The sequence below is a fragment of the Stenotrophomonas sp. FW305-3-2-15-E-LB1 genome (genome assembly GCF_058787375.1).
In genome coordinates this window covers 76,240-90,854 of the sequence record NZ_JBYSZR010000011.1, presented here as the reverse complement: position 1 = coordinate 90,854, position 14,615 = coordinate 76,240, and the positions used below count along the sequence as shown (strand labels likewise).

Sequence of the window (14,615 nt, the reverse complement as noted above, 5' to 3'; positions counted from 1 at the left end):
CTCGGTTCGATTTGCTTCGTCGTATCGTCGCGCAGGACGCCAGCGCCCAGCACACTTTCGCTTTCGCCGCAGCCGCCGACGACAATCCGGCTGCTAATGCTTCTACTCTTTCTTCAGTGCCGCCAACGCCGCAAACGGGTTGGCCTGCTTTGTTTCTTCTTCGGTCGGTGCCCAGTCCTTGTTGACTGCCTCACCGTCCGGCGACAGCGGTACCACCGGTACTGCCAGCACCAATTCATCTTCGACCAGGTCCAGCGGACGCAGCTGCCCATCTTCCGGCACCAGCAACGCCTCGTACTCCTCGGGCAGGGACGATTCCTCGTCCTCGTCGCGGATCAGGCCAAGCCTCTGGGTCATCTTCACCGGCAACAGGAATCGCTGCATGCTGCGCTGACAGGTCAGCGGCAACGCGGTATCGATGGTCAGTTCCACATAGGATACCCGCAAGATGTCGTCGCGACCGAATTCAAGCGAGTAATTGCACTCACCGTCGGTATCGGCGACCAACCCTTGCAGGCGAGTCAAATCAGCCAAAGAGACCTGGCCGTCGAAGCGCCTTCGCGCTACGACCATCCGCCAAGCATCCAGCGTTTCGGGCACGTTCGCGGACATAAGCCGCTGAATACTAAGGATCGGGAGCGCCGCTGTCAAATGCCCGCCATACAGGGTCTTGCTGGCAGCGCCGATGCCGGGCCAGACTGCCGCGCCCTGCCCCGGAATTGTCGCATGTCTGCCCTGCTCCTGGCCTCCACCTCCCGCTACCGCCGCGAGCTGCTGCAGCGCCTCGGCCTGCCCTTCGACTGCGCACGCCCGGAGGTGGACGAGACCCCGCAGGCCGGCGAGGCGCCACTGGCCCTGGCCGGACGGTTGGCGGCCGCGAAGGCCGCCGAGGTCGCCGCACGGCACCCCGGCGCGTGGGTGATTGGCTCGGACCAGGTGGCGGACCTGAATGGACAGCCGCTGGGCAAGCCCGGCACGGTCGAGGCCGCCTGCGCGCAGCTGGCGGCGATGGCCGGGCAGACGGTGCGCTTCCATACGGCCATCAGTCTCACGCGCGATGGAGAATCGTTTGCGGCGATGGACCTGACCGAAGTGCGCTTCCGCCCGCTGCAGGCCGGGGAAATTGCCCGCTACGTGGCCGCCGAACAACCGCTGGACTGCGCCGGCAGCTTCAAGTGCGAAGGCCTGGGCATCAGCCTGTTCGAAGCGATCGACAACCGCGATCCCACCGCCCTGATCGGCCTGCCGCTGATTGCCCTGTGTGCACTGCTGCGCCGGGCCGGGTTCGCAGTGCCGTAGAGCCGAGCCCATGCTCGGCTACCTCTTCGTAGAGTCGAGCTTGCTCGACTGGATGTTCAAGGCAGTCGAGCAAGCTCGACTCTACAAGAGCTACCGACCCACCTCGAACGGCTGTTCCTGCCAGTCCTCCACGCTGCCATCGCGGCCATGCAGGCGCAGGCCCAGCCAATGCCGGCCGGGTGACAGCCCCAGCGTCTCCACGCTGGCATCGAAGCCGGCATTCGGGTGCTGCGGGTCGTTGGACATCGGCCACATCGGCCGGATGTCGAGCTCGCGGCCGTACTGGGCATCGCCCACCGACTGCCCGTCCACCAGCACTTCCACGCGCGCCAGGCCGACGCCGTCCTTGAACGCCCACCCCTTCACCGCCAACGTGCCCGACACCGCTTCGCCATTGCCCGGCGAATCGAGATAGGCCACCGCCGGCGTCACGCACTCGCCCTCGGCACGCTGCGCAGGCAGGCGGAACAACAGGAAGCGCTGAAAGCCGTGATCGTTGCTGACCACCCGCGGCGGCGGCAGCGGCCCGACCTGTGCGCAGACCGCGTGGTAGCGCGGCACCAGATCGCGGAAGCGCTGGTCGCTGGGCGACAGCACCAGCAGCATCGGCCCACTGCGCTCGCCTTCGTGCACCTGGCCCCACTGCGCCAGCTGCGCGGTGCGCCCGTGCTTGTCATTCAGCGGGTGCGGCAGCACCAGGATGTCGGCGTCGCCCAGCTGGAAGCCGAGCTCGGCACCCACCTTGAAGTTGCCGGCCAGCACGCGCGTGCCTTCCGGCATCTGTGCCAGTTCGTCGCGCACGGCGGCCGCCAGCGGCTCCCAGCCGGCGAAGTTGCGCGGGTAGTACTTGTCACCGGCCAGCTGCTCGCGCAGCGAGGGCGTGGATGCCATCAGGTAATAGCCGAAGGACAGCGCCATGCCGATGCCGGCCAGCCACCAGCCGGTACGGCGCAGCCAGCGCGGCCAGCCGTTGAGCACCACCGGCACCGCCACCAGCAGCGCCAGGTAGCCGGGCAGCGGCCAGTGGAAGCTGATGCGCTCGACATCGGTGAAGAAGCCCAGCAGGAAGATGCCCAGGGTGGACACGCCACCGACCAGGCCGAAGTAGCGCCACTGCACGCGCGCGCCACCACCACTGCGCGTACCGGCCAGCGCCACTTTCCACATCGCGATGCACAGGATGGGCGTGACCAGCATCGGCTGGATGACCAGGAACCACAGACCCCGCCACTCGAACGCCCAGGGATGGCGCTCGACCACCTGGAATTTCAGGCCGGCATCATGGTTGTCGGCATTCCAGGCCAGCAGCGGCAACCAGGCCAGCACGCCCACCGCCAGCGCCACCCACACGCGCGGGTCGGTCAGCATCCGCCGGCCCTGCGGCAGTGCCAGCAGCGCGATGAAGCCGACGCCGATCACGCCGATGAAGCGGTAATGGCTGAGCGCGCCGATCAGCAGGCCCAGGCCCAGCATGATGGCCGAGGACGCATCGACGTTGCGCAGCAGGCGCGCGCCGGCATCCAGGCACAGCACCGCGGCCAGTGCCATCGGCACATCGGGCACGGCCAGCAGGCCCAGCGTGGCCGACAACGGCATCAGCAGGGTCAGGCTGCCCGCCTGCCAGCCGGCCACGTTCCCGAACCAGCGCGTGGCGATGCGCATGACCAGCAGTGGCAACAGGGCGCCGATGGCCAGGAACGGAAGACGCAGTGCCAGTACGTGATGGCCGCCGATCTCCACGCCCAGGCGCGCCAGCCACGCGGTCAGCCCGGGCAGGTCGGAGTACGCGGCGGCCAGGTGCTGGCCTTCCTGCCAGTAGAACGCTTCGTCCACGAACAAAGGCAGACGTGCGGCCACAAGCAGCTTGGCCGCTGTGACCAGCGTCCACAACCAGAGAAAAATCGTGCGTGCGCGTTGTTCGCCCTGCATTGCTCTATGGATAGAATCGAATGGTTCCCGAACGTGAGACGACCATGCCAGCTCCGTCCCCCATGCCCAGCATGCTAACCGATCAACTGCGCCAGGCCCTGCGGGAGGCACAGGATCAGGTCAATGCACTGGTGCTCGGCAAGGTGCCGGAAGTCAGGCTGGCTTTCGTCGCCCTGCTGTCCGGTGGCCATCTGCTCATCGAAGATCTGCCCGGCCTGGGCAAGACAACGCTGGCCCATGCACTGGCCAGCAGCCTGGGCTTGAGCTTCCAGCGCGTGCAGTTCACTTCAGACCTGCTGCCGGCCGATGTGCTGGGCGTATCGGTCTACGACGCCGGTACGCGCCAGTTCCAGTTCCACCCCGGCCCGGTGTTCTCGCACGTGCTGCTGGCCGACGAGATCAACCGCGCGCCGCCGCGCACGCAGAGCGCATTGCTGGAGGCGATGGCCGAACAGCAGGTAACCCTGGACGGGCAGACCCATCCGCTGCCCGATCCGTTCTTCGTGATCGCCACGCAGAATCCGGTCGATCTCTCCGGCACGTTCCCGCTGCCCGATTCGCAGCTGGACCGCTTCCTGCTGCGGCTGGCCATGGGCTACCCCAGCCCGCAGGCCGAGCGCGAACTACTGCGCGGCACCGACCGCCGCGACCTGATCGCGCGTGCCGTGCCGCAGCTGGATGACAACCAGGTGCGCGAACTGCGTGCTGCAGTCAGCCAGATCCATGTCAGCGACGCCCTGGTGGATTACGTGCAGGCCCTGCTGACCCGCAGCCGCCAGCATGCCGGCGTGCGCGTGGGCCTGTCGCCACGTGCCGGCCTGGCCCTGCTGCGCGCCGCCAAGGCGCACGCGCTGCTGCTCGGCCGCGGCCACGTGGTGCCTGAAGACGTGCAGACCCTGTTCGTCGCCGTGGCCGGCCACCGCCTGGTCGGCGAGTCCGAATCGAACACGGGGCCGGCGCTGGCGCGCGCGATCCTGCAGACCGTCGCGGTGGATTGAGGATGCCTGCACGCGGCTCACGCCTGATGCGCCTGGCGCGCCCGCGCACGCCCGAAGCATTGCCGCAGCGGCTCCACCGCCGGCGCATCTATGTGCTGCCCACGCGCTTCGGGCTGTTCGTGGCCGTGTTGCTGTCGGCCATGCTGCTGGGCGCACTGAACTACAACAACAACCCGGCCCTGCTGCTGGCGTTGCTGTTGGCGGCAGCCGCCATCGCCAGCACCATCGCCGCCCACCTGCAGCTGTCGGGCGTGCAGGTCGATGCGATCTCGGCCGAACCGGTGCCTGCCGGCCAGCCACTGCGCCTGCGCGTGGACCTGTCGCTGCGCGATCCGCGGCCGCGGCACGGCCTGGAACTGCAGGTCGGCGACAGCCAGGCCTGGACCGACCTTCCCGCACACGGCCGGGGCGAAGTGGAACTGGACGTACCCACCGAACGCCGTGGCTGGCTCGACCTGCCACGCATCCGCCTGTCCAGCACGCAGCCGCTGGGCCTGGTGCGCGCATGGTCCTGGGTGTGGCCGGAACAACCGCTGCTGGTGCACCCGGTGGCCGAAGCGGTGGCGCAGCCCCTGCCCGAACAGGGCAGCGACCCGCTGCACACCCGCGCCCATGCCAGCGGCGAAGAACTGCACCAGCTGCGCCCGTACCGCGCCGGCGACCCGCCGCGCAGCATCGCCTGGAAACACTCGGCACGGCGCGACACCCTGCTGGTACGCGAATACGAAAAGCCGGTCGGCATCGAAGTGGTGCTGGACTGGCGTGCACTGGCCACGCTGCCGACGGAAGTGCGCATTTCGCGCCTGGCGCGCTGGGTCGACAGCGCCGAACGCGAGGGGCGCCGCTACACGCTGCTGCTGCCCGGCCAGCCCGCGCTCGGCCCCGGCCAAGGCGCGAGCCACCATCAAGCGTGCCTGCGCGCACTGGCACTGATGCCCCATGACTGAGCCCGCCCTCCTGCTGGATCGCAATGCACGCGGCTGGACCCTGGCCAGCGCTGCGCTGGCACTGCTGCCCCTGCTGCTGCAGCTGCCCGGGCCGCTGGCGGCACTGATCGCGGTGGCGGGCGTGGCCACCGCTGCGCTGTCGCTGCGAGGGGTACTGCCCATACCGGTGCGCCTGCTGCTGGTGCTGGCCATGCTGGGTGCCATCGTCTGGCAGATGGGCGCGGTGCGCCCGGGGCGCGACACCGGCTGCGCGCTGCTGGCAGCGATGCTGGCGATCAAATCCAGCGAGCTGCGCAGCGTACGCGATGCACGCAGCCTGCTCGGCTTCGCCCTGTTCGCGCCGTTTGCCGCCTTCCTGCTCGACCAGGGGCCGCTGACCACCCTGCTGGCCGCGCTGGCCGGCGTCACCGCCCTGCTCGCCCTGCAGCGGCTGGCCCACAACGAAGGCCGCAGCGCGCCGCTGCCGCTCACTGGCCAGGTGCGCGGCGTCGGCCGCCTGCTGCTGATCGGCCTGCCGCTGGCGTTGGCCTGCTTCTGGCTGTTCCCGCGGCTGACCTCGCCGCTGTGGGGCGTGCCCGAGCGCGCGGTCGGCACGCCGGGCCTGTCCGAATCGATGGAGCCGGACCAGTGGCTGGACCTGATGGCCGACGACACCCCGGCGCTGCGCGTGCAGTTCTTCGGTGCCGCGCCCCAACCGGAGCAGCGCTACTGGCGCGGACCGGTGCTGAGCCGGTTCGATGGCCACGTCTGGACGCGCGACCGCAACGCCGATTACCGGCCCATGCCGCAGGTGGCGCACGAAGGCCAGGGCTGGGACTACCAGATCGACTACGAGCCCACGGACCGCCGCCTGCTGGTTGCGCTGGACCTGCCCACGGCAGCGCCGGAAGGCGCGATGCTCAATGCCGAGATGAGCCTGGCCAGCCAGCGCACGCTGTCGGCGCTGAGCCGCTGGCGCCTGCACTCGGCACCCGCAGCACGCTTCGATGCCGACCTGCCGGACAACCAGCGGCGGGCGGCGCTGCAGCTGCCGGCCAACTTCAACCCGCGCACCGCGGCGCTGGCCCAGCAGTGGCGGCAGGAAGCCGGCACCGACGATGCTGCCGTGGTCCGCCGTGCGCTGGACTGGATCAAGGCTGATTTCTCCTACACGCTGGTGACGCCGCCGCCCGGGCGCGACCCGGTGGATGAGTTCCTGTTCGGCTACAAGGCCGGCTTCTGCCAGCACTTCAGTTCGGCCTTCGTGGTGCTGATGCGCAATGCCGGCGTTCCCGCGCGCGTGGTGACCGGCTTCGCCGGCGGCACCCGCAACCGGGTGGGTGACTACTGGGTGGTGCGGCGCATGGATGCCCATGCCTGGGCCGAGGTCTGGCTGCCCCAGCGTGGCTGGGTGCGGGTGGACCCGACCGCAGCGGTGGCGCCCGAGCGCATCCTCGATACGCTGGAAGACCGCCTTCCCGAAGGCGGCGACCTCAATCTGCAGCAGCGCTGGCTGCAGGCTGGCCAGCTCGGCGACTGGCTGCGCCGGGGCTGGAACGACCTGGTGCTGTCCTTCGACGCGCGCCGCCAGCAGCAGCTGCTGCAGCCGCTGGGCCTGGATGACCTGGGCCCGGGCCAGCTGCTGGCCGGGTTCGTGGCGGCCGCCATGCTGGCGCTGGGCTGGATGGCCTGGCTGCTGGCCCGTGGCGAACGCGAGCGCGACCCCTTGCTGCGCGCCTGGCACCGGCTGGGCCGTCGCTACGCACGGCTGGGGCTGGCCCGCGAGGCGCACGAACCGGCCCTGGCCTGGGCCCAGCGGGTGCACGCCCAGCGCCCCGATCCGGGCCTCATCGCACTCAGCCAGCGTTTCGTCGAAGCGCGCTACGCTGGCACTCGAACCGAGCTCGCCCCATTATTGCGGGACCTGCGCAGGCATCGCCCGACTTCCGGAGCTACTTCATGAACACCAAGTTCCTTCTCACCGCCGTGGCCGCCCTGGCCCTGTCGGCCTGCGCCACGGCCCCCAAGCCGCTGCAGGGCCAGTTCAGCGTGGTTTCCCCGCGCGACTCGGTTGCCACCCAGCAGGTCGGCACCCCCGTTCGCTGGGGTGGCCGCATCATTGAAACCCAGCCCGGCCAGGGCGAGACCTGCTTCCAGATCATCTCGCGCCCGCTCAATGGCAGTGGCCGCCCGAACACCACCTCGTCCGACGCCAGCGACGGCCGCTTCATCGCCTGCCGCGCCGGCTTCTACGACCCGGCCGTCTTCGAGGAAGGCCGTGACGTGACCTTCATCGGCAAGATCGATGGTTACGCCAACACCCGCATCGGCGAGTACGACTACCGCCTGCCCAAGCTCTCGGCCGACGTCATCTACCTGTGGCCGGAACAGCGCCAGGTCGATGTGGTGCCCTACCCGTACAGCCCGTGGGGCCCGGGTCCGTGGGGCCCGTACTGGGGCGGCTACCGTGGCTGGGGCTGGTGGTAAGCCCGCGACGGCTGACGTGATGCAGAAGGCCGCCCTCGGGCGGCCTTTTTTGTTGGCGCCATCCACGGTGGGTGCCAACCGTGGGTCGGCACGGAAGGCTGCCTCAACGCCCCGGCGTACCGAAATGGCCCAGCGGCGCACCGGCCAGCAGGTGCATGTGGATATGGAACACGGTCTGCCCGGCATCCTCGCGGCAGTTCATCACGATGCGGTAGCCCTCTTCGGCGAAGCCTTCGCTGCGCGCATACGCGGCGGCGGCCAGGGCCAGCTTGCCGATCAGGTGTGCCTGCGAGGGCTGCAGGTCGTCCAGGGTCGGGATGATCTCGTTCTTCGGAATGAACAGCACGTGCACCGGCGCCTGCGGCGCGATGTCCTTGAAGCCCAGCACCTCGTCATCCTCGTAGACGATGGTGGCCGGGATCTCGCGACGGATGATCTTGCTGAAGAGGGTTTCGGTGCTCATGGTCGGCCTCGGCGGGATGTCTTCCGCATTGTAGGCCGGCCACGCCACGCGCGGCCGCGGTCAATCGCGGAATTCGCTGCGCGTCCCGAACGCATGCGACAGCGTGCCGCGATCAACGTATTCCAGTTCGCCACCCAATGGCAGGCCCTGCGCCAGGCGGCTCGGCTGCACCTGGCGCGCACGCGCCAGCTGGGCGAGGTAATGCGCGGTGGCTTCGCCTTCAACGGTGGCGCTGGTGGCGATGATCAGTTCCTGCACTTCGCCCTGCACCAGCCGCTGTTCCAGCTGCTCCAGGCCCAGCTCGCGCGGGCCGACGCCATCGAGTGGCGACAGCCGGCCCTGCAGCACGAAGTAGACGCCACGGAAGCCGGTGGCATTCTCGATGGCCAGGCGATCGGCCGGGGATTCGACCACGCACAACTGGCTGCGTTCGCGACTGTTGTTGGCGCAGGTCGGGCACAGCTCGGTTTCGCTGAAATCGCGGCACTGCGCGCAATGGCCGATGCGTTCGACCGCCAGCGCCAGCGCTTCGGCCAGGCGCTGCCCGCCTTCGCGTTCGCGCTCGAGCAGGTGGTAGGCCATGCGCTGCGCGGTCTTCTGGCCGACGCCAGGCAGCACCCGCAGTGCATCGATCAGTTGTTCAAGCAGGGGTGCGGACACGGCGACAGGCTTTGTAGAGTCGAGCCATGCTCGACTGATTTGCTTGGTCGATGGCACCCGCTTGCACGGGTGCCACGCTGAACATCAGAACGGCAGCTTCATGCCCGGCGGCAGCTGCATGCCGGCGGTGGCCGAACCCATCTTCGACTTCGATTCGGCGTCGATCTTGTTGGACGCATCGTTGAAGGCGGCGGCGATCAGGTCTTCCAGCATTTCCGGATCGCTGGCCAGCGACGGGTCGATGCGCACCTTGCGGCATTCCTTGGCGCCGGTCAGGGTCACGCTGACCATGCCGCCACCGGCGCTGCCGGTCACTTCGATCTTGGCGATTTCTTCTTGGGCCTTCTGCAGGTTTTCCTGCATCTTCTGGGCCTGCTGCATCAGTTGGGCGATGTTGCCGCGCATAGTGTCTTACTCGTCAAAAGAACGGATGGAATCGGAAACAACCCGGGCGCCATGCTGCTGGATCAGCAGCTGCACTTCCGGATCGTCCATGAAAATGGCCTCGGCGGCCTGTTGCCGCTCGCCACGCTGGCGGTCGGCACGCTGGTGCAGGGTCTCGGCCGGTACGTGTTCGGTTTCCACGGTCTCGACCACGATCCTCGGCGCCTGGCCCAGAGCCTTTTCCAGCATTTCGCCCAGGGCGGACAGCGCGCGTTCGGAACGCAGGTATTCAAATCCGGGCGAAAGGCCCAGTTTCAAGGTACCGCCCTGGCAGCTGATGAAGGCGGCATTGGCCGCCAGCTGCCGCGAGGGGCCGCTCAGGCCACTGTTGGCCACCAGATCGAGCCAGTCCTCGGCGCTGGCCAGATCGGACACGCCCTCCTGCGCCAGCGGGGCGGGTGCGGCTTTCGGTGCGGCCGGGGCGATCGCGATGCCTTCGGCCTGGAACGTGCGTTCCGGCTCGGCCGCCACAGCAACCGGTGCCGGGGCCGGCGGCTCCTGCCACGGCGCGACCATGGCCGCTTCCGGGGTGGCCATCACGACCGGCACGTCGATCTCCTCCGCCAGCGCCTGATCGCGCGCCTCGGCCTCATCCGTGGCCCACGGCGGCAGATCGTCGGCGGCCACCTGCGGCGCCGCTTCGGCCTTTACCGGCGGCGGCGACTCGGGTTCCTGCACCGGGACCGGTTCAGGCTCCGGCGTCGGGTCCGGCTCAGGCTCAGGTTGCGGAACCGGCTCAGGTTCGGGGTCAGGCTCGCGCGGCGCGGCCTGCACCGGCGCGGTCACCTCGGCCACGGCCACAGGACCCGCCGCGGCGGCCGCAGCCACAGGCGCGGCACCCTGGCTGCCGGCACCGGCATGGCCACCGCCGGCATTGCCGCCGCTGGCGCCGCCACCAACAGCCCCTTCGACCGTCTTCGGTACCGGCGGCACCGCAGCAGCCGGGCGGAACGCCAGCATGCGCAGCACCGCCATCTCGAAGCCGGCACGCGGGCTGGGGGCCAGCGGCAGGTCACGACGACCGTTCAGGGCCATCTGGTACCAGAGCTGCACCACTTCCGGGCGCAGGCGCTCGGCGAAGGCGGCGGCATCCAGGCCTTCGGCCGGGGCGCCGGCGCCGGGCACCAGCTGCTGCACCTGGATGCGGTGCAGGCCTTCGGCCAGCGCTTCCAGCACGCCACTCCAGTCCGGCGAGAATTCGGCCAGCGCGGCCACCACCTGCAGCAGGCGCGGGCCATCGCCCTCGGCCAGTGCATCGAGCATGGCGGCCACCTGGGTACGGTCGACCGTGCCCAGCATGGTGCGCACCACGTCCTCGCGCAGCGCGCCGCCGGCGTAGGCGATCGCCTGGTCCAGCAGCGACAGGCCGTCGCGCAGGCTGCCATCGGCGGCCTTGGCCAACTGCACGATGGCGCTGCCGTCGGCCTCGATCTCCTCGGCGGCAAGGATGCGGGTCATCTGGCCCTGGATCTGGTCCTCGTCCAGGCGCTTGAGGTTGAACTGCAGGCAGCGGCTGAGCACGGTGACCGGCAGCTTCTGCGGGTCGGTGGTGGCCAGCAGGAACTTCACGTGCTCCGGCGGCTCTTCCAGCGTCTTCAGCAGCGCGTTGAACGCTGCCTTGGAAAGCATGTGCACTTCGTCGATCAGGTAGACCTTGTACTTGCCGCGGGAGGGCATGTACTGGGCGTTCTCGATCACCTCGCGCACGTCATCCACGCCGGTGTTGGACGCGGCATCGATTTCCAGCAGGTCGATGTAGCGGCCAGCGTCGATGTCCAGGCAGGCCGCACACTGGCCGCACGGATCGGCGCTGGTGCCCTGTTCGCAGTTCAGCGACTTGGCGAAGATGCGCGCGATGGTGGTCTTGCCCACGCCGCGGGTACCGGTGAACAGGAACGCGTGGTGGACCCGGCCGCTGTCCAGCGCATTGCTGAGCGCACGGACCACGTGTTCCTGGCCCACCAGCTCGGCAAAACGCTTCGGACGCCACTTGCGGGCAAGCACGAGATAGGACATCAGGCCACCGTCTTCCATCGGATGTTCCATTGTGCCATGCCTGTCCAGCCCCCTCGCCTCCGGCACGCCCACTGCACATCGATGACTGGGGGTGCTTGTGTATGGCCGCGCCGCCCGCTAGAATCTGCGCCCCTGCTGAGGCGTTTGCCGATGGCAGGGATCCGGAGAGGTGTCCGAGTGGTTGAAGGAGCACGCCTGGAAAGTGTGTAAGCGTCTAAACCGCGCTTCGGGGGTTCGAATCCCCCTCTCTCCGCCAGACAAACGCAAAAGGGCCGCCCATAGGGTGGCCCTTTTGCGTTTGTCTGGCGGATGGGATGGGTGGTGAGAAGCCCCGCCGGGGTTCGACGGTTCTGCAGGAGCAGAACCGGACAGCCGCAGGCTGGTCCCGAGGCGCAACGCGCATCGGGATCGGGTGCATGGATGCACCCGACAATCCCCCTCTCTCCGCCAGACAAACGCAAAAGGGCCGCCCATAGGGTGGCCCTTTTGCGTTTGTCTGGCGCGGGACGCGAAGTGCGCTGCGCGCGCTTCGCCCCATGCGTTGCTGCGCAACGAATGGGCCCCTCCCTTTGCCTGCCTCTCCCCCGAAGGCAGTAGATCCACGCCATGCGTGGATGGCGCGCCACCCGGCAGCCCTTCCCCACCCGGCCCTACGCGCTATGGTCACCCCATGAGGATCCGCCCCTACCAACGCAACGATCTGGCCGCCTGCCTGGCGATCTTTGACAGCAATCTGCCGACCTATTTCGCCCCGGAGGAACGCCCGGACTTCGAGTCGTTCCTGCGCGACCTGGCGGACGAACACACCTATCAGGTCATCGAGCTCGACGGCAGCGTCGTCGCCTGCGGGGGCCTGTCGTCGCCCGCAAACGGCACCGCTGGGTTCTGCTGGGGGATGGTCCAGAAATCCCGGCACAGACAAGGACTCGGCCGCCACCTTGCACGGATGCGCCTGCAGCAGGCCGCCACTGATCCCCGCGTGGAGCGCGTTGCGTTGAGTACCAGCCAGCACACCGAAGGCTTCTACGCCGCACTGGGCTTTCGCGTTACCCAGCGGGTGACGAACGGCCACGGCCCAGGAATCCACGCAGTCCACATGGAAGCACGCCTGCGGTAGATCCACGCCATGCGTGGATGGCGCACCCACAAACACCCCTGATCCAAAAGCTGAACGAAACCTGAAAAATCGCTATCGTAGGCGCCTTCAACCAATACCCGGCCCTTCGCCCGATGAACTCGACCGACAGCGTGCACGCCGCCCTGCCCGACGCCGGTTCCCCGGCACATGGCACCTGCGGGAACTGCGACACCGCCCTGCATGGCCACTACTGCCACCAGTGCGGGCAGTCCGCGCACAACCCGCTCAAGCATGTCGGCCACGCCATCGAGGAAGTTTTCGAATCGTTCTGGCACCTGGACGGGCGCATCTTCCGCACGCTGCGCGACCTGTGGGTGCCCGGCCGCATTGCACTGAACTATCTCAAGGGCCGTCGGGTGGGCTACGTGCAGCCGTTGCGGCTGTTCGTCATCCTCACGCTGTTTACGTTCTTCATCGGCAAGATGTTCGTGCACGTTGACGATTTCAGCGTGGGCGCCAGCGGCAATTCGCTGTTCGGCAAAGCCACCACCGCCGAGCAGGTCGAGGCGGTGCGCGCGCAGCAGATGGCACTGATCGACCAGCAGGCCGGCACGGCCAATGCCGGCAACCCCGGCCTGGCCATTGCCAGGGCTGCGGTGAATGCAGCCGCGGCGCAGCGCAAGGCCGAACTCGGCACGCCCGCTGACGCCACCGCCCCCGGCGACGACTCCGGCACGTTCTTCAACTACAGCATCAACGGCAAGCCCTGGGATGCAGACAGCAACCCCATCGTGCTGGCCGGCCTGCCGCAGTTCGCCAACAACTGGCTCAACCGGCGCCTGCAGAACGGCAACGCCAACATCCAGCGCATGGGCGGCAAGACCGATCTGTACATGCAGGCGATCCTCACCGCACTGCCCGGTGCGCTGTTCTTCCTGATGCCGGTGTTCGCGCTGGTCCTGCGCATCGCCTACATCCCGCGCCCGATGGGCTACCTCGAACACCTGGTGGTGGCGCTGTACAGCCACTGCTGGCTGATGATGGTGGTGCTGGCGACCTTCCTGGTCGCCAGCATGAGCAACGCGCTGGCCTCGCCCCTGATCACCACGCTCAGCCCATGGCTGCTCGCGCTGTTGTGGCTGTCGGTGCCGGTCTACCTGCTGTGGATGCAGCAGCGCGTCTATGGCGGCAACAAGCTGCTGACCCTGCTGCGCTACGCCCTCATCGGCGGCGTCTACTTCTTCCTGGTCAACGTAGTGGTGATGTATGCGGCACTGGCAGGCATTTCCGCCTGACCGCCGCAGCTTCAACTACTGGAGAGCTTCATCAGCACCAGGCCGGAAACAATCAGCACGGCCGCGCCGATGCGCATCGCACTGACCTGTTCGCCGAGGAACACGATGCCGACCACAAAGGCACCGACCGCGCCGATGCCCGTCCAGATCGTGTAGGCGGTACCCAGTGGCAGCGTGCGCATGGCCACGGCCAGCAGCCAGAAGCTGGCGATCATGCCGACGAGGGTGATCACGCTGGGAGCAAGACGGGTGAAGCCCTCGGACTGCTTCATCGCCACGGCCCAGACAATTTCAAGCAGGCCGGCAAACAACAGATAGATCCAGGCCATGACGGCCCTCCTCTTGGTAGGGCCAGGCCGTCCTGGTCATTGATTCCCGATGCGGGGGAGGTCGTTCCTCCTGCGGCCGCATTCTAGCAACGCCGGATGCGCGGGGCCGTGCTGCACGCACCGTGATTACACAGGGTTCAGGCGGAGCGGCCATGCCATGATGGCGCTTTCGTCCGGGGTGCTGCATGAGCGTTGAAGAGGATCTGACGACGTGGCTGGCCGTAACGTTGCGCGAACCACGCCCGGCATCGCTGCGCGGCTACTGCTTCAACCTGGCGGACGGTGCGGCCGCCGGCGAAGCCAGCTTTACCCTTGAACTGGTCGGCTGCGAGCGCTTCGATGCCAATGACCCGGACTGGCCATGCGACGAGTGCTGGCGCCCCAGCCATCCGCCACTGGAAATCGCCACCGCGTTCACCGGGCTGGACTGGGAAAGCTGCCTGGAAAACATGCGCGGGCTGCTGTTGCCGCTGGTGCAGGAAGGCACGCCCGGTGCGCCACTGCGCATGGCCCAGGGCGTCGGCCTGGGCTTCGTGGACGGCGACCTGCACCTGCTGTGGCAACGCGGGGATTGAAAACCGCGCGTGACGCTGGCGCGTACCTGCCCGCCTGCGCTAGAATGCGCGCCTGCCATCGGCCAGCCGATGTGCAGTCCGGCTGTGGTCTCCGGCGCGCGACGCGCTGCTTCCCC

General features: G+C 68.3%; 15 protein-coding genes and 1 tRNA gene. 9 read left to right on the top strand and 7 right to left on the bottom strand.

Going from position 1 to position 14,615, the window contains the following annotated elements:
* Positions 1–102: 102 nt before the first annotated feature.
* Complete coding sequence (locus tag AC3WL7_RS10495) at positions 103–612, bottom strand: YceD family protein (RefSeq protein ID WP_079220840.1); 510 nt, start codon at positions 610–612, stop codon at positions 103–105.
* 114 nt (positions 613–726) lie between these two features.
* Here AC3WL7_RS10495 and AC3WL7_RS10490 point away from each other — a divergent pair, with 114 nt between their 5' ends.
* Entirely contained in the window at positions 727–1,299 is a 573-nt protein-coding gene (locus tag AC3WL7_RS10490; protein ID WP_492750211.1) for a Maf family protein, read from the top strand.
* A gap of 90 nt (positions 1,300–1,389) precedes the next feature.
* Here the strand turns inward: AC3WL7_RS10490 and AC3WL7_RS10485 are convergent, their stop codons facing one another.
* On the bottom strand, positions 1,390–3,228 hold the full coding sequence (locus tag AC3WL7_RS10485) for a glycosyltransferase family 39 protein (protein WP_492750210.1): 1,839 nt from the start codon (positions 3,226–3,228) through the stop codon (positions 1,390–1,392).
* 44 nt (positions 3,229–3,272) lie between these two features.
* Between AC3WL7_RS10485 and AC3WL7_RS10480 the strand changes: the two genes are divergently transcribed.
* The 4 genes from AC3WL7_RS10480 to AC3WL7_RS10465 are packed head-to-tail and all read left to right on the top strand — an operon-like array spanning position 3,273 to position 7,639.
* The gene (locus tag AC3WL7_RS10480; protein WP_079225108.1) at positions 3,273–4,226 is read left to right on the top strand and encodes an AAA family ATPase; all 954 of its coding nucleotides are present in this window, start codon (positions 3,273–3,275) and stop codon (positions 4,224–4,226) included.
* Positions 4,223–5,173, top strand: a complete 951-nt coding sequence (locus tag AC3WL7_RS10475; RefSeq protein WP_492750209.1) for a DUF58 domain-containing protein — start codon at positions 4,223–4,225, stop codon at positions 5,171–5,173. Before AC3WL7_RS10480 ends, AC3WL7_RS10475 begins: the two co-directional genes overlap by 4 nt.
* Entirely contained in the window at positions 5,166–7,115 is a 1,950-nt protein-coding gene (locus tag AC3WL7_RS10470; RefSeq protein WP_492750208.1) for a transglutaminase TgpA family protein, read from the top strand. Before AC3WL7_RS10475 ends, AC3WL7_RS10470 begins: the two co-directional genes overlap by 8 nt.
* Positions 7,112–7,639: a Slp family lipoprotein gene (locus AC3WL7_RS10465; protein WP_079220835.1), complete on the top strand. Its 528-nt coding sequence runs from the start codon at positions 7,112–7,114 to the stop codon at positions 7,637–7,639. The genes AC3WL7_RS10470 and AC3WL7_RS10465 overlap by 4 nt, the downstream gene beginning before the upstream one ends.
* Positions 7,640–7,742: 103 nt before the next feature.
* On the opposite strand, the gene AC3WL7_RS10460 is transcribed toward AC3WL7_RS10465, so the two are convergent.
* The 4 genes from AC3WL7_RS10460 to dnaX all read right to left on the bottom strand — a co-directional run bounded on the left by AC3WL7_RS10460 (position 7,743) and on the right by dnaX (position 11,222).
* Positions 7,743–8,102 (bottom strand): histidine triad nucleotide-binding protein, encoded by a 360-nt coding sequence (locus tag AC3WL7_RS10460; protein WP_108747771.1) that lies wholly within the window; start codon positions 8,100–8,102, stop codon positions 7,743–7,745.
* A gap of 60 nt (positions 8,103–8,162) precedes the next feature.
* The gene (recR, locus tag AC3WL7_RS10455) at positions 8,163–8,762 is read right to left on the bottom strand and encodes a recombination mediator RecR (protein WP_492750207.1); all 600 of its coding nucleotides are present in this window, start codon (positions 8,760–8,762) and stop codon (positions 8,163–8,165) included.
* An 84-nt stretch (positions 8,763–8,846) separates the two neighbouring features.
* Entirely contained in the window at positions 8,847–9,167 is a 321-nt protein-coding gene (locus AC3WL7_RS10450; protein ID WP_004154630.1) for a YbaB/EbfC family nucleoid-associated protein, read from the bottom strand.
* Between the two features lie 6 nt (positions 9,168–9,173).
* Positions 9,174–11,222, bottom strand: a complete 2,049-nt coding sequence (gene dnaX / locus AC3WL7_RS10445; protein ID WP_492750238.1) for a DNA polymerase III subunit gamma/tau — start codon at positions 11,220–11,222, stop codon at positions 9,174–9,176.
* Between the two features lie 163 nt (positions 11,223–11,385).
* Here dnaX and AC3WL7_RS10440 point away from each other — a divergent pair.
* The 3 genes from AC3WL7_RS10440 to AC3WL7_RS10430 all read left to right on the top strand — a co-directional run bounded on the left by AC3WL7_RS10440 (position 11,386) and on the right by AC3WL7_RS10430 (position 13,595).
* Positions 11,386–11,478 (top strand) — tRNA-Ser (locus AC3WL7_RS10440).
* Positions 11,479–11,892: 414 nt separating this feature from the next.
* The gene (locus AC3WL7_RS10435) at positions 11,893–12,339 is read left to right on the top strand and encodes a GNAT family N-acetyltransferase (RefSeq protein WP_492750206.1); all 447 of its coding nucleotides are present in this window, start codon (positions 11,893–11,895) and stop codon (positions 12,337–12,339) included.
* Between the two features lie 113 nt (positions 12,340–12,452).
* A complete protein-coding gene (locus AC3WL7_RS10430; protein ID WP_492750205.1) occupies positions 12,453–13,595 on the top strand; it encodes a DUF3667 domain-containing protein in 1,143 nt (380 codons plus the stop codon).
* Between the two features lie 11 nt (positions 13,596–13,606).
* Here the strand turns inward: AC3WL7_RS10430 and AC3WL7_RS10425 are convergent, their stop codons facing one another.
* On the bottom strand, positions 13,607–13,924 hold the full coding sequence (locus tag AC3WL7_RS10425; protein WP_079220830.1) for a DMT family transporter: 318 nt from the start codon (positions 13,922–13,924) through the stop codon (positions 13,607–13,609).
* Positions 13,925–14,109: 185 nt separating this feature from the next.
* Here AC3WL7_RS10425 and AC3WL7_RS10420 point away from each other — a divergent pair, with 185 nt between their 5' ends.
* Positions 14,110–14,499 (top strand): hypothetical protein, encoded by a 390-nt coding sequence (locus AC3WL7_RS10420; RefSeq protein ID WP_492750204.1) that lies wholly within the window; start codon positions 14,110–14,112, stop codon positions 14,497–14,499.
* Positions 14,500–14,615: the final 116 nt, after the last annotated feature.